Here is a 25,503-nt window from a genome sequence, read left to right as displayed (position 1 = left end):
CGCGAAGCGGCCTTTAGACGGTCATCGGGTTGGGTTTGTTCGGATCCAGGTTGTACTTGGCAATCGCTTCGGCGACCTTGCTCGCCGGCAGCGTGCCTTCGTCGGCCAGCGCCTTGAGGGCGGCGACCGTGACCCAGTTACGATCCACCTCGAAGAAGTGACGCAGCTTCTCGCGCGTGTCCGAGCGGCCGTAGCCGTCGGTACCGAGCACCACATAACGTCCGCGCACGAACGGGCGGATCTGATCGGCGTACGTACGGATATAGTCCGTCGATGCGATCACCGGGCCACGCGTGTCATTCAGGCACTTCTCGACATGCGACAGACGCGCCGTCTCGGTCGGGTGCAGGAGGTTGTAACGCGCCACGTCGTTGCCTTCGCGGGCAAGTTCGGTGAAGCTCGGGCAGCTCCACAGATCTGATTCGACGCCCCAGTCGTTCCGAAGCATCTCCGCAGCGGCGATGACTTCGTTGAAGATCGTGCCCGACCCCAGCAGTTGCACGCGCGGTGCCTTGCTGTTGTCCGCGCCACGGCGGAACGCGTACATACCCTTGAGGATGTCCTGCTCCACGCCTTCCGGCATGGCCGGATGCGGGTAATTCTCGTTCATCACCGTCAGGTAGTAATACACGTCCTCCTGATCCTGCACCATGCGACGCAGACCATCCTGAACGATCACGGCGAGTTCGTAGGCGAACGTCGGATCGTACGGCAGGCAGTTCGGAATCGACGACGCCCAAAGCAGCGAGTGACCGTCCTCGTGCTGAAGCCCTTCGCCGTTGAGTGTCGTGCGACCGGCCGTGCCGCCAACGAGGAAGCCGCGTGCACGCATGTCGCCCGCTGCCCAGGCCAGATCGCCAATGCGCTGGAAGCCGAACATCGAGTAGAAGATATAGAAGGGGATCATCGTCTCGCCATGCGTCGAGTACGACGTCGCGGCGGCGATCCAGTCGCACATGCCGCCCGCTTCGTTGATGCCCTCCTGAAGAATCTGACCGCTTTCCGATTCCTTGTAGAACATCAGCTGGTCGTGATCCTGCGGAATGTAGCGCTGACCGGCCTGGCTCCAGATGCCGATCTGGCGGAACAGGCCTTCCATCCCGAAAGTGCGCGACTCGTCCGGCACGATCGGTACGATACGCTGGCCAAGCGCCTTGTCCTTGAGCAGCACGTTGAGAATACGCACGAACGCCATCGTCGTCGAAATCTCACGGCCCTCTGCCGTCGCCTTGAGGAGCGCGTCGAACGCGGCCAGCGCGGGCACCGGCAGCGAAGCCGCCTTGGTACGGCGCTGCGGCAGGTAGCCGCCCAGCTCCATGCGGCGCGCGCGCATGTATTCGAGTTCCTTCGAGCCTTCCTCGAACTTCAGGTACGGCACGTCGGCGATCTGGTCGTCCGGAATCGGCAGCTTGAACTGGTCGCGGAACTTCTTGAGCGACTCCACCGGCATCTTCTTCTGCTGGTGGGTGATGTTCATGGCCTGACCGGCCTCGCCCATGCCATAGCCCTTGATCGTCTTGGCCAGGATGACGGTCGGTTGCCCCTTGTGCTGCGTGGCGGCCTGGTACGCCGCGTAGATCTTGTGCGGATCGTGACCGCCGCGATTGAGCGCCCAGATGTCTTCGTCGGAATAATCGGCGACCATCGCCTTGAGTTCCGGCGTGTTGAAGAAATGTTCGCGCACGTAGGCGCCATCCTTCGACTTGTAGGTCTGATATTCGCCGTCCACGCACTCCATCATGCGCTTCATCAGCAGACCGTTCTTGTCGCGGGCCAGCAGCGGATCCCAGCGGCTACCCCAGATCACCTTGATGACGTTCCAGCCCGCGCCCCGGAACTCCGACTCGAGTTCCTGGATGATCTTGCCGTTGCCGCGCACCGGACCGTCCAGGCGCTGCAGGTTGCAGTTGATTACGAAAACGAGGTTGTCGAGCTGCTCGCGGCCGGCCATGCCGATGGCACCCAGCGACTCCGGCTCGTCCGTCTCGCCGTCGCCGAGGAAGGCCCAGACCTTACGGCCGTCGGTCTTCACGATATTGCGCGACTCGAGGTACTTCATGAAGCGCGCCTGGTAGATCGCCATGATCGGGCCCAGGCCCATCGACACGGTCGGGAACTGCCAGAAATCCGGCATCAGCCAGGGGTGCGGATACGACGACAGACCGCCGCCATCGACTTCCTGACGGAAATTGTCGAGCTGCGGCATGTCGAGTCGGCCCAGCAGGAAGGCGCGGCTGTACACGCCCGGCGACGAGTGGCCCTGCACGAAAACCAGATCACCGCCATGCTTCTCGGACGGTGCATGCCAGAAGTGGTTGAAACCGACGTCGTACAGCGTGGCAGCCGAGGCGAACGACGCGATGTGGCCGCCCACGTTCGTGTCCTTGCCGGCGCGCAGCACCATCGCGATCGCATTCCAGCGGGTGTACGAGCGGATCTTGTGCTCGACGTCCTGATCGCCCGGAATGCGGGCTTGCTGGTCGACGGGGATGGTATTGATGTAGGGGGTGTTGGCCGAGAACGGGTGATGCTCGCCGTTGATTCGGGCGAATTCGATCAGTTTCTCGAGCAGGTAGTGGGCGCGCTCAGGTCCTTCGGCCGCCAGCACGCCTTCGAGCGATGCCAGCCATTCTTGCGTTTCTTGGGGATCGGCGTCCGCAGGGGATACGATCTTCAGGGCTTCTTCAGGTACGGCGGACATGGTGTCTCCTTGTCTGTCGTTAGCGGGTTGGCGTAATGGTCGATACCCGCTTCATGGACGGGCCCACCGGCATTTTTACCGGGGCATTGTACGAAGGATATTCCCGCCTTCGCAAGCGAAATTTCAGATTACGATAGCAAATTTCATAATGCGGAATTCTGTTGCAGTGCACATAAAATCAAAGGGTTGCTGACGACATCACACCACGAATCGAGCGCGTACCGCTCGGTCTCAACAGCACTTTGCGGTGCCGTCTTACCAAAAAGATCGGACGGATCCGAAAAGCAAGCCCCCACGCGTTGCGGCAGCGGGAAACGGGCGCGCCTGCGCTACAATCTCGCCATGCTTTCGCCACGCCTTGCCAACTCCGCCCCGCCGTCCCGGTCCGCCGCTACGCCCGCCCGCTCCAACCGATGGTTGCAGGGGTTCGCGGAGTCGCATTACTACTTGCTCGTCCCGCTCGTCTCCATTGTGATCTTCCTCGTGGTGATGAGCTTGATCCTGTGGAGCCTGAACCGCAGGGAGACCGAGCAGCAGCAGGACACGCTTTACCGCAACGTGGCATGGGCGCAGCAGCAGATTCGTCTGAACATGCTGGCCATCCAGGACCAGATCAGTTCCCTGGCGCGCGATACGGCCGCCAAGCCCCAGGACATCACACACTTCCAGAACACCGCGAGCGAGCTGATGCAGAATCATGCGGACATCGTCTTCATGAACTGGCTCGACGCGTCCCAACGTCCGAGGTGGGCGGTCCCCGCCGATTCGCCGTTTGCCTCGCGTCTGCAAGGCTCGGCGCAGCATCCGATGGAAGACGAACTGCTGGTGGCGTTTCGCGCCGCCCGGGATTCGCGGCGATCGGCGTACTCCACACTGATCTATGACGCGTCCGGCGCGAGCTACATCGTCGTGCAGGTGCCGGTGCTGCGCGAGCGCGAGTTTCTCGGCACGATCAGCGCAGTGTATTCCGTCGAGGGGCTGCTCATCCATGAGCTGCCGCAGGAGCTCGGCGACAAGTTCAAGGTGTCTTTCATCGATACGCACAACAACGAGTTGGCCACGACGTCCACGCGTCCGCCTTTGCCGCGCGACGTCTCGTACGAGTTGCTACTCGATCCGCCGGGACACAGTCTGGCAGTGCGTATCTACTCGTACCCGGCCGTCGGGAATTTCGTCAACAACACCCTCGTCTGGCTGATTGCCGGGCTGTCGTGCTTCGTCCTGTGGAGCTTGTGGAGCCTGTGGCGCCACACGCGGCAACGCTTCGAGGCCCAGCAGGCGCTGTTCAACGAAACGTCGTTCCGGCGCGCCATGGAGAACTCGATCGTCATCGGCATGCGCGTGCTGGACCTGCAGGGTCATATTACCTACGTGAACCCCGCGTTCTGCCGCATGACCGGCTGGGACGAGCCTGACCTGATGAATCGCGCCCCGCCCTACCCCTATTGGCCGAAGGACGATATTCACGAAATGCAGCGTCGCATCGACATGACGCTGCGCGGCAAGGCCCCATCGCACGGATTCGAGATTCGTGTGCAGCGCAAGGACGGCACGATCTTCTACGCGCGCATGTTTGTCTCGCCGCTCGTGGATGCCCACGGCCGCCAGACCGGCTGGATGTCGTCGCTGACCGACATCAGCGAGCCCAAGCGCGCGCGCGAAGAACTGGCGGCGGCGCATGAGCGCTTCACGACCGTGCTCGAAAGCCTCGACGCGTCGGTGTCGGTACTGGCCGTCGACAAGGCCGAGTTACTGTTCGCGAATCGTTATTACCGGCAGCTGTTCGGTACGCGCCCCGAAGGTCACCTCGAGCTATCGGGCGGCGGAGAGCTGTCTCCGACATCGCTCGATCACATCGACATGGTCGATGCGTTTGCGGGGCTGCCGGCAGCATCGCTTACCGACACGGCCGCAGAAACGCAGGAAATCTACCTGCCAACGCACCAGAAATGGTTCGAAGTCCGACGTCAGTACATTCAGTGGGTGGACGGTCATCTCGCGCAATTGCAGGTGGCGACCGACATTACGGCGCGTCGGCACGCGGAAGAACTGGCCCGTCAGGAAGAAGAACGCTTGCAATTCACCGGGCGTCTGACGACCATGGGGGAAATGGCGTCGTCGCTGGCCCACGAACTGAATCAGCCGCTGGCGGCCATCAACAACTACTGCATGGGCACGGCCGCACTGGTTCGCGCCGGGCGTACGTCCCCCGAGACCTTGCTGCCCGCGCTGGAAAAGACGTCCCAGCAGGCCGTTCGCGCGGGCATGATCATCAAACGGATTCGCGCGTTTGTGAAACGTAGTGAACCGAAGCGTCAACCGTCATCGATTTATGAGATCGTGGCGGATGCCGTGGGCCTCGCGGAGATCGAAGCGCGCAAACGGCGCATTCGCATCGTGACCGAGCTGCCCGCGGGACTGCCGCAGATCTACGTCGATCCGGTGCTCATCGAGCAGGTGTTGGTGAACCTGCTCAAGAACGCCGCAGAAGCCATGCACGGCTACACGCCGCCGCCGGGTCAGCGACGCGATCCGACGGTACGTCTACATGTGGAACGGCGCGACAAATCGGTCGAATTCCAGGTGTCCGACCATGGCCCTGGCGTCGACGAGGCGACCATCGAACGACTGTTTGAACCGTTCTTTAGCACCAAATCGGACGGCATGGGCATGGGCCTGAATATTTGCCGCTCCATCATCGAATCGCATCACGGCCGTCTGTGGGTCGAAAACAATGATATCGACGGCGTGCGGAATGGTTGTACTTTTTGTATTCTGTTACCGTTAGAAGGCGATACGACATCCGGATCCGGGGGAGGACTATGACGACACCCAACATCAATATCGATCAAGAAACTGTCTTCGTTGTCGATGACGACGAAGCTGTCCGCGACTCGCTTCGCTGGCTTCTCGAAGCCAATGGCTATCACGTGCGTACCTTTTCGAACGCCGAAGATTTCCTTTTGCACTACAACGAACACCAGATCGGCTGCCTGATCCTGGATGTCCGCATGCCAGGCATGACCGGCCCCGAACTTCAGGACCAACTGCTCGGCAAGAAGGTCAATATTCCAATCACTTTCGTGACCGGGCATGGCGACGTGCCGATGGCCGTCGAGACGATGAAGAAAGGCGCGATGGATTTCATCGAAAAGCCGTTCGACGAAGCGGAGCTCCGGGCACAAGTCGAAAAGATGCTGTCGAAAGCGCGCGCCGAAGCGAGCAGCCAGCGAGAGCAACAGGCAGCGGAAGAGTTGCTCTCCAAGCTCACCAGTCGCGAGCACCAGGTGCTCGAGCGCATCATCGCCGGACGCCTCAACAAGCAGATTGCCGACGACCTGGGCATCAGCATCAAAACGGTCGAAGCGCATCGCGCGAACATCATGGAGAAGCTCAACGTCAACACCGTTGCCGACCTGCTTCGCCTCGCGCTCTCGAAGCGCTCCAGCAGCGCACCTCGCCCCTGAGCGAACCGCCGCGAGCCGTGTGAAGGGCGCCTCGTCCTCCCTTTGACGAGGCGCCAACGCGCAGGCGCCCGCACGCCAGAGCACCCTCTCCCGCCCGTTCGGGCGCGTCGGTATAATACGTCTTTGCGCTCGTCATCCGCCTGACACGCGCTGCCGTATCCGGCCCCTTGGGCCAGCCCCCTTCCTTCATTGAATACCCACGCATCATGACCGCCACCCTCATCGACGGCAACGCCCTCGCCAAACGCATTCGCGCCGAAGTCGCAACACGCGCCGCCGCCCTCACCGCCCGCGGCCACCAGCCCGGCCTGGCCGTGGTACTCGTCGGCGACGACCCCGCCAGCCAGGTCTACGTGCGCAACAAGGTCAAGGCTTGCGAGGACAATGGCCTGTATTCGTCGCTCGACCGCTATCCGGCGGATCTGACGGAAACCGCCCTGCTCGCCCGAATCGATGAGCTCAATCGCGATCCGAAGATCAATGGCATTCTCGTGCAACTGCCACTGCCGAAGCACATCGACAGCCACAAGGTGCTGGAAGCCATTGCACCGGAGAAAGACGTCGACGGTTTCCATGTGTCCAACGCCGGCGCACTCATGACCGGCGCGCCGCTGTTCCGCCCATGCACACCCTACGGCTGCATGAAAATGCTCGAGTCCGTCGAGTTCCCGCTGCGCGGCGCGGTAGCGGTCGTGATCGGCGCGTCGAATATTGTCGGCAAGCCGATGGCCATGATGCTGCTGCAAGCGGGCGCAACCGTCACCATCTGCAACAGCAAGACCCGTGACCTGGCTGCGCACACCCGCAACGCCGATGTGATTGTCGCCGCCGTGGGCAAGCGCAATATCGTGACGGCAGACATGGTCAAGCCGGGTGCCGCGGTCATCGACGTCGGCATGAACCGTGACGACGAAGGCAAACTGTGCGGCGACGTCGATTTCAACGGCGTCAAGGACGTAGCGGGCTACATCACGCCGGTGCCGGGCGGCGTTGGCCCCATGACGATCACCATGCTGCTCGTCAACACGATCGAGGCCGCCGAGCGCGCACTGGGCGCCTGATCGCTCCGCGGCCACGGCTCTCCCCTCGCAAGGGTGCATGCGGACAACCGCCTGCACCCTTGTTGCTTCTGGACGCTCACCACCCGACGTCCATTCGGAACCGCACCGACCCAATCGGCGCGGTTGAAAAAAACGACTGGAAAATTCGACGGGATGCCCCCACACTCTTCGTAAGCCCTTTCCAGTGGACTATGAACGCATGAATACGCCGCAAACCAATCCCCTGCTCGACATCGAAGGCCTGCCCCGTTTTGCCGAAATTCGCCCTGAGCACGTGACGCCGGCCGTCGACGTGCTGCTGGAGCAGGCACGCGCGGCGGTCGAGCGTGCAGCGGACCCGGCAACGCCGGCGACCTGGGCCGACATTCTCGATGCCGTGGAAGACGGCACTGAAGGCCTTGGCCGTGCCTGGGAGATCATCGGGCACCTGAACGCCGTCGCGGATACGCCGGAGCTGCGCGCCGCCTACAGTGAAAACTTGCCGCGCGTTACCGAATTCTCGGCCAGCGTGGGCCAGAATCTGGCGCTGTTCGAAAAGTACAAGGCGATCGCCGCCGGCCCGGAATTCGAAGGCCTGTCGGCCGCCCGCAAGAAGATCCTCGAAAACGAAATGCGTGGCTTCCGCCTTGGCGGCGCCGAACTGCCCGAAGACCAGAAGCCTCGGTTCGCCGAGATCCAGGAAGCGCAGGCACGACTGGCCAAGACCTTCTCCGATCACGTGCTCGACGCCACGAACAAGTTCTCGCTGGTCGTCACCGACGAGCAGGAAATCGCCGGCCTGCCTGATGACGACAAGGCCGCCGCACGTGCCGCCGCGGAACGCGATGGCGCGCAGGGATGGAAATTCACGCTGCACTTTCCTTCTTATTTCCCGGTGCTGCAGTACGCCGATAATCGCGCATTGCGCGAGAAGCTGTATCGCGCAAACGTTACGCGCGCCTCGGAACTGGGACCGAAGTTCGGCGATGGCGAAGCCGACTGGGACAATACGGAAATCGTCGTCGAACAGCTGGCATTGCGTCGCGAAGAAGCCCATATGCTTGGCTTCAAGAACTATGCGGAAGTGTCGCTCGAACCCAAGATGGCGGAATCGCCGGCGCAAGTGCTCGAGTTCCTCGAAGACCTCGCCCGTCGGGCCCGCCCCTACGCCGAACAGGATTGGGCGGAGCTCCAGGCATTTGCGGCAACGTCGCTCGGCATCGACAAACTTGAACCCTGGGACACGGCTTACGCGTCGGAGAAGTTGCGCCAACAGCGTTACGCATTTTCGGAAACCGAAGTTCGCCAGTATTTCCCCTTGCCCAAGGTGCTCGACGGCCTTTTCCGCGTGGCCGGAACGCTGTTCGGCGTGACAATCCGCCCGCAGGATGCCGAGACGTGGCATCCGGACGTGCGCTTTTTCCGCATCGAGCGCGACGGAGAACTGGTGGCCCAGTTCTACATGGATCTGTTCGCACGCGAAGGCAAGCGCGGCGGCGCCTGGATGGACAGCGCGCGCACGCGTAAGCGCCTGCACGACGGTGCGCTTCAAACCCCGGTCGCGTACCTGGTTTGCAACTTCCCGGCGCCGGTTGGCGAGAAGCCCGCCCTGCTGCCGCATGACGACGTGATCACACTGTTCCACGAGTTCGGGCACGGGCTGCACCATATGCTCACGCAGGTGGAAGACGCCGGCGTCGCGGGTATCAACGGCGTGGAATGGGATGCCGTCGAGCTGCCGTCGCAGTTCATGGAGAATTTCTGCTGGGAATGGGATGTGCTGGAGCACATGACGGCCCACGTGGACACCGGCGCCCCACTGCCGCGCGCCCTGTTCGACAAGATGGTCGCCGCCCGCAACTTCCAGAGCGGCCTGATGATGTTGCGTCAGTTGGTTTTCTCCGACTTCGACATGCATCTGCATTACGACTTCGATCCGCATGGCAACGAGTCGGTGCTGGCGCTGTCCAAACGCATCAACGATCGACTGCACGTCACACCGCAAGCGGAGTTCTCGCGCTGGCCGAACACGTTCAGCCACATCTTCGCCGGCGGATATGCCGCGGGGTACTACAGCTACAAGTGGGCCGAGGTGCTGTCGGCGGACGTGTATGCCGCGTTCGAGGAAGCCGCCAAAGTGAGTGGCACCGTTCTCGATACGACCACGGGTGCACGGTACCGCGATGAAATTCTTGCCGTGGGCGGCAGCCGCGAAGCGATGGAATCGTTCATCGCATTCCGTGGCCGAGCCCCGCAGGTGGACGCGCTGCTGCGCCACAGCGGGATGTCGGCAAACTGACGGACTTGCTCCGGGCGTGCGGAGGTAGACGCCGCGGTAAGGAAGACGGGCGCTTTCGAGCGCCCGTTTTTGTTTCGTCGACCTTTCGCAAGGCACCCGCCGTCCAACGTCCCGACAACCGGCGTCACCCAGCGTCGTCACAGGCGTCCGGCTGCCAGACGTAGCGGTTCGTCTCCTTGTCAAAACAACGGGTAGCCTGAAAGCGAACCGTACAGCCGTTGTCGTAGGTTCGCGTGCAGCCGCCCGCATCGCATCGGGTCTGCATTCGGATCACCTGACCTGTCGGGATCCGGCACTGTGCGGGAGAAGCCTGTGCCGCCGGCGGCGGTGGCAGTCTGCGGCCCGGTCGTTGACCGTTGTCCGCCCACACTTGCGGGTTCTCCAGCGTGCATTGCCCCGCGCGCTGACACACCACGAAAGCATCCTCGATTGCCGCCTGCTGCGTGTCGCCGAGCGCCACACCGACCTCGCCATTGGTCGCCCGTACCACCGCCCAGTAGGCGGGGCCGTTTCCGGCCATCAGAACTTCGCATCGCCCTCCCCGGCTCCCCGCCGAGAACTGGGTCCGGCACCGGCTCAAGGCCGCAACTTTGGCCTTGGCCATGGATGTCTGATTCGTCACGTACACGAGTCGAAACCCGCCGGGCCCGCGCACCCCAGCCACGGCAGACGCCGCGAGGCCCGACGGACTGGCCAAGCCCAACAGGCTGGACAGCCACATCGCAAGCATCACGGAAATATAACGACTTCCATTCATCAGGGCGTAACCGCTGGCGCGGGAGCAACGAAGGCGTGGACCGATGTCGCCATCAAACCACATGACACCGTCCGACGAAGCGCGAAACAAAGGGGGATTTTCAGGGGCATTATGGCCCGTCCAGCGTAATGGCCATGCGCCATGGGGACTCATCGGTGTAGCAGCCGCCGTGTCAGGTCGACTCAGCCATCTGCGTGTCGCTCCACTTCCCGGGAAGTCTCGATACTCGATAGCAAGAGCGATGCAGCGCGGTAGCACGTCGCGGGCCGAAGCGTACGTCGAAACGGTGACGCCGCGCCGAGTCGTCGGATAGCCGCGACTCAAACGCCTTCGCCATGCAAAGTCGCTGAAAAGCCGATAAAGCACCTTCGCAAAAGAAAAGGCGGTGCATCTTTCGATATCACCGCCTTCCGGCAGAAGTTTGGCAGTTGGACGCCCCTGTCAAGGCGCGTCCAGTTCCGCAGATTTCGCTCAGGTGCCGCGTTTGATCCAGGCTGCCAGATTGTGCGGGCGCAGCGTGTCGTACTCCTCGAACGGCTGGTGAATCCACGGGTTCGTCGGCAGGAATTCCACCGCGTAGTCGGGCGCCACCTTCGAGCAGGCCTTGTGCCAGAGTACGGCCGAGCGCACGTCGGTCACGGCAGGGAATCGCTGCTTGAGGTGCTGGCCCACGCGCTCGAGCGTCACGCCTGAATCGACCAGATCGTCGACCAGCAGCACGCGGCCTTCCAGCTCGCCACGCGTGATCGTGATGTACTGAGCGATATCGAGGTCACCGCGCACCGTGCCCTCGGCTTCACGATACGAACTGGTCGCCAAAATCGCGAGCGGTACGTCGTAGATGCGCGCGAGCTGATCGCCCACGCGCAAGCCACCGCGGGCCAGACACAGGATCTTGTCGAACTTCCAGTTGGACTCATGGACCTTGAGCGCCAGACGCTCGATCAGCCGGTGGTACTCTTCCCACGAGACCCAGAGGTTCTTATCGTCGTTTTGGGGCAGATTCATGGTGTGCCTTGCCAGTCCTACGGTATTTCAGTTCTTGAAGGGGTGACGCAACAGGATGGTTTCGTCGCGATCCGGGCCGGTCGACACCATATCGATCGGAATACCGCTCACCTCTTCGATGCGCTTCAGATAATTCTGCGCCTGAACCGGCAATTGATCCCACGACGTCACGCCGACCGTGCTTTGCGACCAGCCCGGGAAATCCTCGTAAACGGGCTCGCAACGCGCCACATCGACCGCGCCGCGCGGCAGGATATCCACCGTCTTGCCATCGATCTTGTAACCCACGCACAGGCGCACGGTGTCGAGGCCGTCGAGCACGTCGAGCTTCGTCATGCACAGGCCGGTCACGCCGTTGATCTGGATCGAACGCTTGAGCGCCGCGGCATCCATCCAGCCCGTGCGACGCGGACGTCCCGTGACCGAGCCGAACTCCTTGCCGACCGTGGCCAATTGCAGTCCGATCGGTTCCTGACGGGCGGGATTGTCCGCATCGTACAGTTCGCTCGGGAACGGACCGGCACCCACACGCGTGCAGTACGCCTTGGTGATGCCCAGAACATAGTGCAGTTGCTGCGGACCAACGCCGGCACCGGCCGAGGCAGCGCCCGCCACGCAGTTGCTGCTGGTCACGAACGGATACGTGCCGTGATCGATGTCGAGCAGCGTACCTTGGGCACCTTCGAACAACAGCTTCTGGCCTTCACGGTTGGCCGCATAGAGCATCTGCGACACGTCGGCAATCATCGGCTGCAGACGCGGCGCGTAGCTCAGCATCGTGTCCAGCGTTTCCTGGAAGTCAACGGCCTTGGCGCCCAGATATTGGGTCAGCACGAAGTTGTGATAATCGAGGTTTTCGCGCAGACGATCAGCGAACGTCTTCGGATCGAACAGATCCTGGACGCGCAGGGCGCGACGGCCGACCTTGTCTTCGTAGGCCGGGCCAATGCCGCGACCGGTCGTGCCAATCTTGCCGGCGCCGCGACGCGCCTCACGCGCCTGATCGATGGCGACGTGGTACGGAAGAATCAGCGTGCAGGCTTCGGAAATGCGAAGGCGGCCGCAGACATTCAGGCCAGCGCTTTCGAGCTCCTCGATTTCCTTGAACAGCGCTTCGGGCGAGAGCACGACGCCGTTGCCGATGTAGCAAGTGACGTCCTTGTGCATGATCCCCGACGGGATCAGGCGCAGAATGGTCTTCTTGCCACCGATGATGAGCGTATGTCCGGCATTGTGGCCACCCTGGAAACGCACTACGCCTTGCGCGTGATCGGTCAGCCAATCGACGACCTTACCCTTGCCTTCGTCGCCCCATTGGGTTCCGATAACGACGACGTTGCGTCCCTGATTCAAAGCATTGCCGGACATAACAATAGTTGGTTTGGTTAAAAACGTATTCTACCCGTGTTGACGGACGCTAGTGCCGCTTTTTTCAGCGGAGTTCACCGGGGTGTCACCACCCATTGCCCATCTTTCTCGACGAGTACACGGTCTCCCGTGAACTCCTCGAAATCCTGATCGTGGCCCGGCAGCATGCGGATGACCACCTCGCCCGCGTCGCGCAGGCTATCGATCTTCGCGCGCAAACCCGGCACATCGTCGGCCGGAGCCAAAATCGCGTTACTGCGCGCTTCCACCGGCGAAATAGCCGCCAATTCGCGCAAATCGAGCGAAAAACCGGTGGCAGGACGATCCCGTCCGAAGGCCTGTCCGACCTTGTCGTAACGGCCACCTCGTGCGATGGCATTCGGGATGCCGTCCACATAGGCGGCAAACATCACGCCGCTGTGATACTGATAGCCCCGCAGATCGGCCAGATCGATCGACAGAACGGCAGGCCCGTCCTTGCCTTGCGAGGCCGCCAGATAGGCCAGATCGTCGAGTGCGGCCTTCACACCGGGCAAGTCCGGCAGCGCGTTGCGCGCGCGGGCAAGCGTCTCCGCCGGCTCACCATACAACGTGGTCAGGGCGAGGAGCGCATCGCGCCGGTGCCCGGGCAGATCCCGGGTCAATTCCTGCAACCGGGGCACGTCCTTGGTTGCGAGAGCACCGAACAACTGGCTTTCGATGGCCTCCGCCGCCGGAACGCCTTCGATCAGCGCCTCGAGCACGCCCGCGTGACACAAATCGATACGAATCTGCTTCAGACCGGCCAGTTGCAGGCAGTAGAGCAGCAGTTCCTGAATCTCGAGATCGGCTTCCAGGCCGCTATGACCGAAGATCTCGGCACCGATCTGGAACGGCTCGCGGGTCGCCAGCAGATTGCGCGGGCGGGTGAAGAGCACACTGCCTGCGTAGCACAGGCGGGTCACACCCTTCCGATTGAGCAAATGCGCATCGATACGGGCAATCTGCGGCGTGATATCCGCGCGCAGGCCCATCGTGCGTCCCGAAAGCTGGTCGACGAGCTTGAACGTGCGCAGATCGAGGTCATGCCCGGTCCCCGTGAGCAACGACTCGACATATTCGAGCATCGGCGGCATCACGAGTTCGTAGCCGTAGGTACGGAATCGATCGAGCATGAGACGGCGCAGATCCTCGATCTTGCGCGCCTCGGACGGCAGCACGTCGGCGATATTTTCGGGAAGTAGCCAATTCGGCATGGGTAGTTCGGTATTCAGACGGCGCGCAACGGCGCCATTTAGTAGTCGGCCAGCAGCATAAGAATCAGCCCCAGCGAGACGGCGGCCAGGCCGAAGAAGCGAATCTGGCCGGACGGCATTTCCGTTATTTTACGAAAACTTTGTCGCCACCGGTCCGGGGCGACAAACGGAAACATTCCCTCGACGATCAGCATGAGGGCAAAAGCGAGAATTATCGTGCTGCTGGTCACAGGGAGGCTCGGCCAAAAACGCCACCGCCCGCGATTGACGCGGGCGGTGGCAGCTACTCGGATGTCAAGACCGCTATTTTCCCGCTTTTCCGGCCGACGCGCCAGCACCACCGGAACTGCGCATGAATCGGAAGAAATCGCTGTTCGGGTCGGCGATGATCACGTCCTTCTTGTCGCGGAAGGTGGCCTTGTAGGCCTCCAGGCTCTGGTAGAACTGCGCGAACTGCGGGTCGCGCCCAAAGGCCTGGGCATAGATGCCAGCCGCGGCGGCATCGCCCTCACCCTTGACCTGCTGAGCCTTGGCGTAGGCTTCAGCGACCACGACGTCGCGCTGACGGTCCGCATCGGCACGTATCTGTTCGGCCTCGGCGGCCCCCGTCGAACGCAGCTCGTTGGCCACACGCTTACGCTCGGCCGCCATCCGGCTGTAGACCGAATCGCTGATGCCCGCGGCCAGATCCACGCGGCGCATGCGCACGTCGACGATCTGGATGCCCACCTGCGCGGCGTCCTCGCCCACCTTCTGCTTGACCCATTGCATCACCTGCTCGCGCTGCGTCGACACGACTTCGGTCACAGTGCGCTTGGTGAAGGCCTCCTGGAGGGCCGAGCGAATCTGCTGCGTCAGGCGATCCTGGGCCAGGCGATTGTCGCCCTTGAAGCTCACGTAGAACTTTCGCGGGTCAACGATGCGCCATTTCACGTACGAGTCGACGATCAGGTTCTTCTTCTCGGCCGTGATGAAGCGCTCCGGCTCCGGGTTATCGATGGTCATGATGCGCTTGTCCAGATACAGCACGGTCTGGAGCGGCGGCGGCAACTTGAATTTCAAGCCGGGCTGGCCATAGACGTCCTTGATCTCGCCGAGCGAGAACACCACGGCATAACGACGCTGATCCACCACGAACATGGTCGAGGCGAGCACGATCAGCAGAACGATCAGCGCGACAATAACGGTTCCAATACGGTTCATGCGCTTATCCCCTTAGCGTGAATCGCGGTCGCGGTTGCGCAGTGCCGCGCGCGATCGATCATGGTCGACATCGTTGTTGTCATCAGGGGCCGGCGCACCCGCCGCCGAACCCGTGCCGGCGCCGGAGGCCGGCGCGGGGGTCGACGCATCGCCGCGCGAACGCTCCATGATCTTGTCCAACGGCAGGTACAACAGACTGTTGTTCTTCGAGTCCACCATGATTTTCGTGGTACGCGAGTAGATCTGCTGCATCGTGTCGAGATACATCCGCTCGCGAATCACGCCAGGCGCCTTGGCATAGGCTTCCTGCACCGACTTGAAGCGATCGGCGTCACCCTGGGCCTGCGATACCACCCGCGCCTTGTACGCGGCGGCTTCCTCGGTCAGGCGCGAGGCCGTACCCTTCGCGCGCGGAATCACATCGTTGGCATAGGCTTGCGCCTCGTTCTTCGCACGCTCCAGATCCTGGCCGGCCTTCACGGCGTCGTCGAATGCGGCCTGCACCTGTTCCGGCGGCTGCACGCTCTGCATCGTCACGCTCGTGACGAGAATACCGGTCTTGTAGCTATCGAGAATGCGCTGAATCGACGTGACGAGCTCGTTGGCGATTTCCTCGCGCCCCGCATAGAGCACAAAATCCATCTTGCTCTTGCCGACGATTTCGCGAACCGCCGTTTGGGCCGCCAGATTCACCGACGATTCGGCGTCCACGTTATTGAACAGGAATTCGGTCGCGTCCTTGATGCGGTACTGCACGGCAAAGCGCACGTCGATGATGTTCTCATCGCCCGTGAGCATGGACGAATCCTTCAGATCGGTGTCGCGGATCGTGTTCGAGCGGCCGATCTCGACCGATCGGATTTGCGACATGTTGACGATCTCGACCGACTGGAAGGGATAAGGCAGGCGCCATTGAATCCCGGAAGTCGTCGTGTATTTGTACTTGCCGAATTGCGTGACAACGCCGACCTGGCCTTCCTGCACAATGAACACGCCGGTAGCCAGCCAGATGAGGAACGCCAGCGCGACAACGACGCCCACGCCGATGCCCGACCCACGCGACCCGCCGGAGATGTTGCCCGAGCCGCCATTGCCGCTTCCGCCGCCCTTGCGGCCAAAGATGCGGTTAAGACGCCGGTTGAAATCGCGCCACAATTCGTCGAGATCGGGCGGGCCGTCCTGCTGCGGGCCTTGCGGTCCGCGTTGCGGCTCCTTCGGATCCTGCGAATTCGGTGTATTCGCACGATCAGGGCGGTTCGGCTCCTGATTGCCGGACGGCATATCGCCGCCGCCGTCCCGCCCCCAGCGCGGGTCGTTCAGGGAGAAAATCAAGCCAACTCGTCGCATCAAAGCTCTTGGAAGCATAGGTAGAAGCGTGGTGACTGAAGCGGTCTTGGCGTTGCGACCGGCGCCCGCGCTTCGGAGCGCGCATGCTGCCGGTTCGCGCGTGGTTCCCGAATCTGGTTTGCCGATCGGCGGCCTTGCCCGGCCTCCGTCTAGTCTCTTGCCAGTTCGTCACCCGTCTCGGGTCGTGCTGCCGGTGTTCCCCGTGGCAACCCGCCCTTCACGGAGCGACGTCTCGTGTTATCTGTCTTCTGCGCGCGGCGCATCTTCCCAACGGTCGATGAGCCGGACATCGGGCGCTTCGTGTTGCGATTGTAACCCACCAGTGCCGGCCACAACCGCTTCGCTGATGGCCTCGCGCAGCAGATCGAGGCCTTGGCCGGTACGTGCGCTCAGGAAGACGCGCGTGATGCGCCCCGCCTCATCCCGCTCGATTCTCGGCCCTTGCGCGGCCAGTTCCGGCACCGCGTCGATCTTGTTCCAGACGAGAATCTGCGGGATGTTCGCCGCGTCGATCTCCGCCAAAACGGCATTGACCTCGGCCATCTGCTCCTGGCGCACCTGACTCGAGGCGTCCACCACATGCAACAGCATGTCGGCGTGCACCGTCTCTTCCAGGGTCGCCCGGAATGCCGCCACCAACTGGTGCGGCAACTCGCGGATGAATCCGACAGTGTCGGAGAGCACGATGTTCCCCACTTCGCCAAGATAAACACGACGCGAGGTCGTATCGAGCGTGGCGAACAACTGATCCGCGGCGTAGGCGTTGGCCTTCGTCATCGCGTTGAACAGCGTGGATTTTCCGGCGTTGGTGTAGCCGACGAGCGAGATCGACATGGTGCCGCTGCGCTGGCGCGCCCGGCGTTGCGTGTCGTGCTGGCGCTTGAGCCGCTCCAGCCGCGCCGTGAGCGACTTCACGCGCTCGCCGAGCAGACGGCGGTCCGTTTCGAGCTGCGTCTCACCCGGCCCCCGCAGGCCGATACCGCCCTTCTGACGTTCCAGGTGAGTCCAGGCGCGAACGAGGCGCGTGGACAGGTACTGCAACTGCGCCAGTTCGACCTGTAGCTTGCCCTCGTGACTCTTCGCACGCTGGGCGAAGATGTCGAGAATCAGGCTGGTACGGTCCACCACGCGACGTTGCAGCAGGTGTTCGAGGTTTCGCTGCTGACCGGGGGTCAGCGCGTGATTGAAGATCACCAGGTCGACGTCGTATTCCGCGATCGCGGCGCGCAATTCTTCCGCCTTGCCGCTGCCGATGAACAGCTTCGCATCGGGGCTGTGACGGCGACCGGTAATGGTCACGACAGGCGTGGCGCCTGCGGATTGCGTCAGAAGGTCGAGTTCCTGGAGACTGGCTTCGAAATCGAGTTTGCCGAAGTCGATGCCGACGAGCGCGGCGTTGGTGGTCAAGCTACGCTGAGACTGGGTGTTGGGACTGTTGGACAAGAGCGGGCGATGGGGAAGAGAAATTCGCCCGGCCGGAGAGACTCCCGGTCGGGCGAGCCTGAATCAGGACTGCTCGGCTTCCGGATGGAAATTCACCGGACGCGCAGGGACGACCGTCGAAATGGCGTGCTTGTACACCATTTGGGTGACCGTGTTGCGCAGCAGGACGACATACTGGTCGAACGACTCGATGTTTCCCTGCAGCTTGATACCGTTGACCAGATAGATCGAGACGGGAACATGCTCCTTACGCAAGGCGTTCAGAAACGGGTCTTGTAGAAGTTGCCCTTTGTTGCTCATAAGTTACTCCATTGTATTTTTAGCAAATGACCGTAAGCCAGGGCGTGTGCGCGCTTCCCACCCTGACCTCCACACTATAGCCGATTTTGCTAGCGTCGCCAGCAAAACCCCGCCCGGGACTGGCTTTCACTCGCCCTTGGCGTAAGGGTTCGCGCTGTTGCGGAACTCTATGCGTAATGGAGTGCCCTTCAACTTAAAAGTTTCGCGGAAGCGGTTCTCCAGGTACCGGCGATACGTGTCGGTCACGCCATCCAGATTGTTCCCGTGGATGACGATGATCGGCGGATTCGACCCGCCTTGGTGCGCGTAGCGCAGCTTCGGGCGCGAGAACCCCGAGCGACGCGGCTGCTGGTGCTCCACCGCCTCGATGAGGGCTTTCGTGAGCTTCGGCGTGGGCAGTTTGCTCATGGCCGCGGAATAAGCCTCGTCCACCGAGCGCATCAGCGGGCCGATACCGGTTGCCTTCGCGGCCGAAATGAAGTGGAAGTTCGCAAAACTCAGGAATTTGAGTTTGCGCTCCAACTCCTGCTTCGCCTGATCCCGGGTGTACTCGTCCAGGCCGTCCCACTTGTTCACACCGACGACCAGCGCGCGCCCCGACTCGAGAATGAAGCCGGCGATGTGCGCGTCCTGATCCGAGATGTCCTGACGCGCGTCGAGCATGAGAATCACGACATTGGCGTCCGCGATCGATTGGAGCGTTTTCACAACCGAGAACTTCTCGACCGCCTCGAACACCTTGCCGCGACGGCGCAGACCCGCCGTATCGATCAGCGTGTACTGCTTGCCCTGACGTTCGAAGTCGATGTGAATCGAGTCGCGCGTGGTACCCGGCATGTCGAAGGCGATCACGCGCTCTTCGCCGAGCAGCGTGTTGACCAGCGTCGACTTGCCGACGTTGGGGCGCCCGACGATGGCGATGCGCACACGGCCGTCATGCTTCGCATCGTCTTCCTCTTCATCCTGATTGGCATAGAACGGTGCGATCGCCTCGTCGATCACCTCCTTCACGCCGTCCCCGTGCGCGGCGGAAATCGCCAGCGGATCGCCCAGACCGAGTTCGTAGAAGTCGTTCGCCACGGTGGTGTACTTCATGCCCTCGGCCTTGTTGACCACGAGCATGATCTTGCGTCCCGTCTTGCGCAGGTACTCGGCGATGATCTGGTCCTGCGGCGTGAGGCCCTGACGCCCGTCCACGATGTAGATCACCACGTCGGCCTCGACCACGGCCTGGCGCGTCTGCTTGGCCATTTCGTGGAAGATGCCGTCCTTGGCCACGGGTTCGAAGCCGCCGGTGTCGATCACGAGATACGGGTGCTCGCCCACGCGCCCCTCGCCGTAATGACGGTCGCGCGTGAGCCCGGGCATGTCGGCGACGAGCGCGTCGCGCGAGCGGGTCAAACGGTTGAATAGCGTCGATTTACCGACGTTGGGGCGCCCTACGAGCGCGATCACGGGTTTCATGAATAAGCCCTAAAAACGAAGACGGCCGGCGCGCTGCCGGCCGTTCCCGGAAAATGCCCGGGTGCTGCCGGTTACCGGTTATTCCGGACGGAAGCCATAGATGTTGCCGTCGCGCGTCTGAACCACCAGCGTCTGGCCGGCCAGCACCGGCTGCGCGCTGATCGCGCCGCTCAACTTGACGCGGGCGAGAATGTCACCGTTCTCGCGCGACAGGAAATGCAGATAGCCCTGCTTGTCGCCCACGACCACCACGCGGCCGAGCGCCAGGGGCGCCGACAGGTCGCGGTACTTGAGCTTGTCGTTCTGCCACAGTGTACTGCCATCGGCCGCATTGAACGCGTACACGGCGCCGTCGGTATTGACCGCCGCCACCACGCGTTCATCCTGCGACACGCCGTTCGGCGACGAGAAATCCCGCGCCCAAAGGCCATTGCCGGTCTGCACGTCCACGCAGCCCACACGGCCCTGGAACGACGCACCACAAACCTGACGGCCGAACACGACCGGCGAGCCCGTGACGTCATTCACGCGCTCGACCTCCGTCACGCCCTTCGGGTACGACAGCGGCGTAATCCACAGCGGATTGCCCGTGTTGGCGTCGAGTGCCACCAGTTTGCCGCCGGGGAAGCCCGTCACGATCGCACGGTCGCCCACGAATGTCATGCCGGTACCGGTGCGCAGCGTGAGCGTGGAGGTCGGCTGCGAATACGACCAACGCACGCTACCGGTGCCCGCGTCGAACGCCGTCACGCGGTTATTGATCGCGCGCACCACCACCAGACCACGACCGACGAGCGGCGCGGTCAGCACCTCGCTGCCGGCGTTGGCCTTCCACGACGGCTTGCCGTCATGGTCGAAAGCGATCACGTCACCCTTGTGGGTGGCGACAACCGTCGTCTCGCCGTCGCTACCCGGGCCGGCGGTGATGTTCGTGTCGGCCTTGGCCGACCAGGTCGATGCCCCGGTATCCGCATCCACGCGCACAACACCCCCATTGGCGCCGGCCGCAAACACGGCATTGCCCACCGCGACCGGAGCAAAGCTGTAAGCGCCCGCCTTGCCGACGCTCGCCGTCCAGATTTGCTTGACGGTCAATGCCTGCTTGATCTCCGTGAGCGGCGTCGGCTCATGCGCCGGCTTGCTGCCGAACAGACCGCAACCACCCAGCGTGCCCAGCACCGCCAGCGTCAGTGCCGCGCTGCCCACGCGCTTGAAAATGCCACGGCGCGACGGCACGGACTGTGACATGGCCATCGTTTGCGGCATCGATCGACGGAAGTCGTTAAGGATCATCATGTACCCGGTTATGCGTTATGGGAGGGTAATACTTGCCAACGGAATGCCGACGCGCGTCAGGCCCCCAGCGCGTCGAGCTTGAATTGCACGAATTGCCGCATGCCCGAGTCCTGCTTGTCGAGCTTGTCGAGCGCGAGCTTGTAAGCGGTGCGCGCGTCGGCCACCTTGCTTTGCGCGACGAGCACATCGCCGCGACGGTCGGCAAACAGGCCGGCATACGCCTCAGGCGGATTCTCGAGCAGCTTGAGTGCCTCGTCGTAGGCCTTCTCGTCGAGCAACACGCCGGCCAGACGCAGCTTGGCCAGTTGCTTGTACTCGTCGTCCTTCGCATTCGACACGGCCCACTGCAGTTGGGCTTTGGCGCCGGCTGCATCTCCCGCGTCCGAGAGCGATTTCGCCGCCAGCAGCGCGGTCATCTGCGCGTACGGCGTACCGCTGAACTTGCTCTCCATGTCGGAGGCAATGCGCGCGACCTTGGCCTTGTCCTTCGCATCGATGGCGCTTTCCAGTTCGCCGTACAGCACGCCCGCTTCGACCGTTTGCTTGCGCTCGTAGTAGCGCCACAGGTTCCAGCCACCATAGGCCAGCATGATGACGACCAGCGTCCAGATAACGTAATTGCCGTACTGCTTCCACCAGGCCTTTACGTTCTCGATCTGTTCCTGTTCCTCGTGATAGCTGCTCATTCGCCGGGGTTCTCCGTGTCTGGCGTCTTGGATTAGTGAAGCGTTTCGTTGCCCGCACCGTTGCCGGTCAGGCTTTCGTTCACGCTTTCGTCGGCACTGGCGACGATCGCGTCGATCAGGTGCTCGGCGAGGGCGTCGAACGCCACGCTCGTCTGGTTGTTGGCCTGGTCGGCCGAGCGCAGGTGCTTGACCACCGCGGTGCCCGAGGCAACTTCGTTCTCGCCCACGATCACGGCGAAATTAGCCCCGCTCGCGTCGGCGCGCTTCATCTGCGACTTGAAGCTGCTGCCCTTGCCGTCCGGGCTGCAATGGAACACCACGTTCAGCCCGGCATCGCGCATGCGCTCAGCCGCGATCAGCGCCGGCGCCACCGCCGACTCTCCCTGATGCACGACGTAGACATCGGCGCCTTCGGCCTGCGGCACGAGATCGTCTTCACGCAACAGCTCGAGAATGCGCTCCACGCCCATTGCCCAACCGCATGCCGGCGTGGCATCGCCGCCCAACTGCTCGATGAGCGGGTCGTAGCGTCCGCCGCCGGCCACCGTGCCTTGCGCGCCGAGCTTGTCGGTCACCCACTCGAACACGGTCAGGTTGTAGTAGTCCAGCCCACGCACGAGGCGCGGATTGATCGTGAACGGAATGTTGTTCGCCTTGAGCAACGACTGCACGCCCTCGAAGTGCTTGATCGACGCCTCGCCGAGGTAATCGATGAGCTTCGGCGCACCTTCGACCATCGCCTGCATCGCGGGGTTCTTCGTGTCGAGCACGCGCAGCGGGTTCGTGTACAAACGACGCTTGCCGTCCTCGTCGAGCAGGTCGACATGCTTTTCCAGATACGCGATCAGGTCGGCACGGTGACGCGCACGCTCCTCGCCCTGCCCCAGCGAGTTCAGTTGCAGATGAATCCCGGTCAGACCGAGATCGTCCCACAGACGCTGGCACATCAGAATGATTTCGACGTCCGCATCGGGACCGGCCAGGCCGAGCGCTTCCACGCCCACCTGATGGAACTGGCGATAGCGCCCGCGCTGCGGCTTCTCATGACGGAACATCGGACCGAAATACCACAGGCGCTTCGGACCGCCGTAGAGCAGATTGTGCTCCAGCGTCGCACGTACGGCGGCGGCCGTGCCCTCGGGGCGCATCGTCAGTTGCTCGCCGTTGAGCGAATCGGTGAAGCTGTACATCTCCTTCTCAACGATATCGGTCACTTCGCCGATACCGCGCGTGAACAACTGCGTATGCTCGAGAATCGGCGTACGGATCTGCTGATAGCCATACGCGCGCAGCATGGCGCGCACCGATTCCTCGAAAAACTCCCACAGGGCTTCGTCCTGCGGGAGGATGTCGTTCATGCCCTTGACCCCTGCCAACTTGGCGGGGCGCTTCTTCTTTGCGTCAGTCATATTCTCTTGTGTCCTGCCTGCTTGCACCTGCCTGCAACGGCTTCGCTACCCAACCGTCGGCACGGGGTCAGGCAGCGACCACTCCCTCGGCCTGACCGTAACGGGTCTTCACGTACTCGTCCACGATCTGCTGGAATTCCTCGGCAATATGATCGCCGCGCAGCGTGCGCACCTTTTCGCCGTCGACAAACACCGGCGCGGCCGGCGATTCGCCCGACCCCGGCAGGCTGATGCCGATGTTCGCGTGCTTCGATTCGCCCGGGCCGTTCACGATACAGCCCATCACGGCCACGTGCATGTTCTCCACGCCCGGATATTGAGCCTTCCAAACCGGCATTTGTTCACGCAGATACGTCTGAATGCTCGACGCCAGCTCCTGGAAAACCGTACTTGTCGTGCGGCCGCACCCCGGACAGGCAATGACCATCGGTGCGAACGCCCGCAGACCCATCGTCTGGAGGATCTCCTGCGCCACCACGACTTCGCCCGTGCGCGCGCCACCCGGCTCCGGGGTGAGCGAAATGCGGATCGTGTCGCCGATCCCTTCCTGCAGCAGCACCGCCAGCGCGGCCGTCGACGCCACGATGCCCTTCGACCCCATGCCGGCCTCGGTCAACCCCAAATGCAGCGCATAGTCGCAGCGCCTGGCCAGTTCGCGATACACCGCGATCAGGTCCTGCACGGCGCTCACCTTGCACGAGAGCAGGATCTTGTCGGCCGACAGCCCCACGCGCTGCGCGAGTTCCGCCGATTCGAGCGCGGACGTGATAAGCGCTTCGTACATCACGCTTTGCGCGTCCCAAGGCGTGGCGCGTGCCGCGTTTTCGTCCATGATGCGCGCGAGCAGCGACTGGTCCAGACTGCCCCAGTTCACGCCGATGCGCACCGGCTTGTCGTGCTTGATCGCCATCTCGATCATCTGCGCGAACTGCGTATCGCGCTTGGCGCCCTGCCCGACGTTGCCCGGGTTGATACGATACTTCGACAGCGCCTGCGCGCACTCCGGGTAGTCGGCGAGCAGCTTGTGACCGTTGTAATGGAAGTCACCCACGAGCGGCACCGTCACGCCCATGCGATCGAGCTGGTCACGAATCGCGGGCACCGCCGCGGCGGCTTCCGGCGTATTCACGGTGATACGCACCAGTTCGGAGCCCGCCTGCGCGAGTTCCTTGACCTGGATGGCCGTGCCGATCGCATCCGCCGTATCGGTGTTGGTCATCGATTGCACGCGAATCGGCGAGTCGCCACCGACCGTCACGAGCTGGCCGCCCCAGCGAATCGCGACCTTGCGCGACTGACGGCGCGGCGCCGGACCGCCGATGATCGGCATGCATTCTACAGAAGCCATGATTACCCTCTTTCGGTCTCTTACTGGAGCGTCAGACGCGCCACGTTGCCCGCATTGCGGGACTTGATCTCGACCGGTTGACCGTTGAACTCCAGCGACTCGACGCCCGCGACGTTACCCACCACGATCTTGAGCGGCGCATCGCCCGTAATTTCCTGTTGCGCTCCCGCGCGCAGCAACTGGGAGAACAGCACCTTGCCGTCCTTCGAACGCACTTCGACCCAGCTATCCGCCTTCAGGCGCAACGCAATCTTGCCATTACCCGGTGCACCGGCGCTCGACGCCTTGGCGTCCGACGGCGCCTCGGGGGCCGAAGCCACCTGCGCCGCGGCTGCCGCACTCGCGATACCGGCCACCACGTGCGTGGGGTCGACGGCCGCGATCAGGCCGGGACCGGCAACGGCGGCACTGGCCGTCGCACTGTTGACCGTATTCTCCGTGTTGCCGTTGTTGGCTCCGTCCGCGCCCGGCGGCGTGCCGTTGGCATCGGTAACCACCGGCTGGCTGGCCGGTTCGGCGGCGTCGGTCGCACCTTGCGCCGACGCACCGCTGGCGAGTTCGGCCGGCTCGACCGAACCGCGTCCGGCCTTGTGGCCGTTGCCGAAGTACCAGGCGGCGCCGGCGATCACAACGAGCGCGGCGAGCGCCCATGGCCATTTGGCCTGCGATGCGGCCACCGGCGAGCGAAAGCGTACCGGGCTCTTCGGAATGCTCGGCTGCCCCGTGGGCGGCTGCGGAATATCGATGGGCGCCGCGCGGCCGAAGCGGCGCAGCGGTTCGATCATCGGCTCCGGATCCGCGCCGAGCATGCGCGCATAGCTGCGCACGACGCCCTGGAGGAACGGCATTTCCGGCAAGGCATCCCACTCGCCGGCTTCGAGGCGCCTGAGCTTTTGCACCGACACTTTCAGACGCGCCGACACGTCTTCGATCGACATGCCGCGCTGTTCACGCAATGCGGCCAGTTGCGCACCCACCTGCGCGCCCAGCTCAGCCAATCCGGCGGACGACGACCCCTGCGGCAGCCCCTGGGCCTGAGCCTCGGCTTGCCCGCCTGCATCCGCCTGATTCTGGTTATCCATCGATACGCCCCCGTTCGTAAGCAGCCGCCCGCAGCGGCTGAGGATATGCT

General features: G+C 62.9%; 20 protein-coding genes. 4 read left to right on the top strand and 16 right to left on the bottom strand.

Annotated elements, in window-relative coordinates; translation table 11 throughout:
- Positions 1-13: 13 nt before the first annotated feature.
- A complete protein-coding gene (aceE, locus tag PMO31116_RS21710) occupies positions 14-2,701 on the bottom strand; it encodes a pyruvate dehydrogenase (acetyl-transferring), homodimeric type (protein ID WP_150568510.1) in 2,688 nt (895 codons plus the stop codon).
- A 342-nt stretch (positions 2,702-3,043) separates the two neighbouring features.
- Here aceE and PMO31116_RS21705 point away from each other — a divergent pair, with 342 nt between their 5' ends.
- From PMO31116_RS21705 to PMO31116_RS21690, 4 genes are all read left to right on the top strand, one after another.
- A complete protein-coding gene (locus tag PMO31116_RS21705; RefSeq protein ID WP_246185425.1) occupies positions 3,044-5,527 on the top strand; it encodes a PAS domain-containing sensor histidine kinase in 2,484 nt (827 codons plus the stop codon).
- A complete protein-coding gene (locus PMO31116_RS21700) occupies positions 5,524-6,168 on the top strand; it encodes a response regulator transcription factor (protein ID WP_150568509.1) in 645 nt (214 codons plus the stop codon). The genes PMO31116_RS21705 and PMO31116_RS21700 overlap by 4 nt, the downstream gene beginning before the upstream one ends.
- 206 nt (positions 6,169-6,374) lie before the next feature.
- A complete protein-coding gene (folD, locus tag PMO31116_RS21695) occupies positions 6,375-7,229 on the top strand; it encodes a bifunctional methylenetetrahydrofolate dehydrogenase/methenyltetrahydrofolate cyclohydrolase FolD (protein WP_023596508.1) in 855 nt (284 codons plus the stop codon).
- A gap of 199 nt (positions 7,230-7,428) precedes the next feature.
- Complete coding sequence (locus PMO31116_RS21690; RefSeq protein ID WP_150568508.1) at positions 7,429-9,507, top strand: M3 family metallopeptidase; 2,079 nt, start codon at positions 7,429-7,431, stop codon at positions 9,505-9,507.
- Positions 9,508-9,631: 124 nt separating this feature from the next.
- Here PMO31116_RS21690 and PMO31116_RS21685 read toward each other — a convergent pair whose 3' ends face one another.
- From PMO31116_RS21685 to PMO31116_RS21615, 15 genes are all read right to left on the bottom strand, one after another.
- Positions 9,632-10,327: a DUF4189 domain-containing protein gene (locus tag PMO31116_RS21685; protein ID WP_174971679.1), complete on the bottom strand. Its 696-nt coding sequence runs from the start codon at positions 10,325-10,327 to the stop codon at positions 9,632-9,634.
- Positions 10,328-10,735: 408 nt separating this feature from the next.
- Positions 10,736-11,272: a phosphoribosyltransferase gene (locus PMO31116_RS21680; RefSeq protein ID WP_023596511.1), complete on the bottom strand. Its 537-nt coding sequence runs from the start codon at positions 11,270-11,272 to the stop codon at positions 10,736-10,738.
- Between the two features lie 27 nt (positions 11,273-11,299).
- Positions 11,300-12,640 carry an adenylosuccinate synthase gene (locus PMO31116_RS21675; RefSeq protein WP_150568506.1) on the bottom strand — a complete coding sequence of 447 codons (1,341 nt, stop codon included), beginning with the start codon at positions 12,638-12,640 and terminating at the stop codon, positions 11,300-11,302.
- A 74-nt stretch (positions 12,641-12,714) separates the two neighbouring features.
- On the bottom strand, positions 12,715-13,875 hold the full coding sequence (locus PMO31116_RS21670) for an ATP phosphoribosyltransferase regulatory subunit (protein WP_150568505.1): 1,161 nt from the start codon (positions 13,873-13,875) through the stop codon (positions 12,715-12,717).
- 38 nt (positions 13,876-13,913) lie between these two features.
- A complete protein-coding gene (locus tag PMO31116_RS21665; protein ID WP_023596514.1) occupies positions 13,914-14,105 on the bottom strand; it encodes a DUF2065 domain-containing protein in 192 nt (63 codons plus the stop codon).
- Between the two features lie 73 nt (positions 14,106-14,178).
- Positions 14,179-15,078 (bottom strand): protease modulator HflC, encoded by a 900-nt coding sequence (gene hflC / locus PMO31116_RS21660; protein WP_150568504.1) that lies wholly within the window; start codon positions 15,076-15,078, stop codon positions 14,179-14,181.
- 12 nt (positions 15,079-15,090) lie between these two features.
- Complete coding sequence (hflK, locus tag PMO31116_RS21655) at positions 15,091-16,443, bottom strand: FtsH protease activity modulator HflK (protein WP_150568503.1); 1,353 nt, start codon at positions 16,441-16,443, stop codon at positions 15,091-15,093.
- Positions 16,444-16,662: 219 nt separating this feature from the next.
- Positions 16,663-17,832 (bottom strand): GTPase HflX, encoded by a 1,170-nt coding sequence (gene hflX / locus PMO31116_RS21650; protein ID WP_150568502.1) that lies wholly within the window; start codon positions 17,830-17,832, stop codon positions 16,663-16,665.
- A gap of 99 nt (positions 17,833-17,931) precedes the next feature.
- The gene (gene hfq / locus PMO31116_RS21645; RefSeq protein WP_010807283.1) at positions 17,932-18,168 is read right to left on the bottom strand and encodes an RNA chaperone Hfq; all 237 of its coding nucleotides are present in this window, start codon (positions 18,166-18,168) and stop codon (positions 17,932-17,934) included.
- A 126-nt stretch (positions 18,169-18,294) separates the two neighbouring features.
- A complete protein-coding gene (gene der / locus PMO31116_RS21640; protein ID WP_150568501.1) occupies positions 18,295-19,632 on the bottom strand; it encodes a ribosome biogenesis GTPase Der in 1,338 nt (445 codons plus the stop codon).
- Between the two features lie 78 nt (positions 19,633-19,710).
- Complete coding sequence (gene bamB / locus PMO31116_RS21635; RefSeq protein WP_246185424.1) at positions 19,711-20,880, bottom strand: outer membrane protein assembly factor BamB; 1,170 nt, start codon at positions 20,878-20,880, stop codon at positions 19,711-19,713.
- A gap of 104 nt (positions 20,881-20,984) precedes the next feature.
- A complete protein-coding gene (locus PMO31116_RS21630) occupies positions 20,985-21,614 on the bottom strand; it encodes a YfgM family protein (RefSeq protein WP_150568499.1) in 630 nt (209 codons plus the stop codon).
- 32 nt (positions 21,615-21,646) lie between these two features.
- Positions 21,647-23,023, bottom strand: coding sequence for a histidine--tRNA ligase (hisS, locus tag PMO31116_RS21625; protein ID WP_150568498.1), 1,377 nt, complete (start codon positions 23,021-23,023; stop codon positions 21,647-21,649).
- A 67-nt stretch (positions 23,024-23,090) separates the two neighbouring features.
- Positions 23,091-24,371 (bottom strand): flavodoxin-dependent (E)-4-hydroxy-3-methylbut-2-enyl-diphosphate synthase, encoded by a 1,281-nt coding sequence (ispG, locus tag PMO31116_RS21620; protein WP_150568497.1) that lies wholly within the window; start codon positions 24,369-24,371, stop codon positions 23,091-23,093.
- A gap of 20 nt (positions 24,372-24,391) precedes the next feature.
- Positions 24,392-25,453, bottom strand: coding sequence for a RodZ domain-containing protein (locus PMO31116_RS21615; protein ID WP_150568496.1), 1,062 nt, complete (start codon positions 25,451-25,453; stop codon positions 24,392-24,394).
- Positions 25,454-25,503: the final 50 nt, after the last annotated feature.

Source organism: Pandoraea morbifera, assembly GCF_902459575.1.
Classification (GTDB): Bacteria; Pseudomonadota; Gammaproteobacteria; order Burkholderiales; family Burkholderiaceae; genus Pandoraea; species Pandoraea morbifera.
The sequence above is the reverse complement of the archived record's forward strand: the minus strand, read 5'-3'. Positions and strand labels throughout refer to the sequence as shown.

Coding starts and splice junctions, on each gene's coding strand:
- aceE (WP_150568510.1), bottom strand. CDS start 2,701: ATGTCCGCCGTACCTGAAGAAGCCCTGAAGATCGTATCCCCTGCGGAC.
- PMO31116_RS21705 (WP_246185425.1), top strand. CDS start 3,044: ATGCTTTCGCCACGCCTTGCCAACTCCGCCCCGCCGTCCCGGTCCGCC.
- PMO31116_RS21700 (WP_150568509.1), top strand. CDS start 5,524: ATGACGACACCCAACATCAATATCGATCAAGAAACTGTCTTCGTTGTC.
- folD (WP_023596508.1), top strand. CDS start 6,375: ATGACCGCCACCCTCATCGACGGCAACGCCCTCGCCAAACGCATTCGC.
- PMO31116_RS21690 (WP_150568508.1), top strand. CDS start 7,429: ATGAATACGCCGCAAACCAATCCCCTGCTCGACATCGAAGGCCTGCCC.
- PMO31116_RS21685 (WP_174971679.1), bottom strand. CDS start 10,327: ATGTGGTTTGATGGCGACATCGGTCCACGCCTTCGTTGCTCCCGCGCC.
- PMO31116_RS21680 (WP_023596511.1), bottom strand. CDS start 11,272: ATGAATCTGCCCCAAAACGACGATAAGAACCTCTGGGTCTCGTGGGAA.
- PMO31116_RS21675 (WP_150568506.1), bottom strand. CDS start 12,640: ATGTCCGGCAATGCTTTGAATCAGGGACGCAACGTCGTCGTTATCGGA.
- PMO31116_RS21670 (WP_150568505.1), bottom strand. CDS start 13,875: ATGCCGAATTGGCTACTTCCCGAAAATATCGCCGACGTGCTGCCGTCC.
- hflC (WP_150568504.1), bottom strand. CDS start 15,078: ATGAACCGTATTGGAACCGTTATTGTCGCGCTGATCGTTCTGCTGATC.
- hflK (WP_150568503.1), bottom strand. CDS start 16,443: ATGCTTCCAAGAGCTTTGATGCGACGAGTTGGCTTGATTTTCTCCCTG.
- hfq (WP_010807283.1), bottom strand. CDS start 18,168: ATGAGCAACAAAGGGCAACTTCTACAAGACCCGTTTCTGAACGCCTTG.
- der (WP_150568501.1), bottom strand. CDS start 19,632: ATGAAACCCGTGATCGCGCTCGTAGGGCGCCCCAACGTCGGTAAATCG.
- bamB (WP_246185424.1), bottom strand. CDS start 20,880: ATGTCACAGTCCGTGCCGTCGCGCCGTGGCATTTTCAAGCGCGTGGGC.
- PMO31116_RS21630 (WP_150568499.1), bottom strand. CDS start 21,614: ATGAGCAGCTATCACGAGGAACAGGAACAGATCGAGAACGTAAAGGCC.
- hisS (WP_150568498.1), bottom strand. CDS start 23,023: ATGACTGACGCAAAGAAGAAGCGCCCCGCCAAGTTGGCAGGGGTCAAG.
- ispG (WP_150568497.1), bottom strand. CDS start 24,371: ATGGCTTCTGTAGAATGCATGCCGATCATCGGCGGTCCGGCGCCGCGC.
- PMO31116_RS21615 (WP_150568496.1), bottom strand. CDS start 25,453: ATGGATAACCAGAATCAGGCGGATGCAGGCGGGCAAGCCGAGGCTCAG.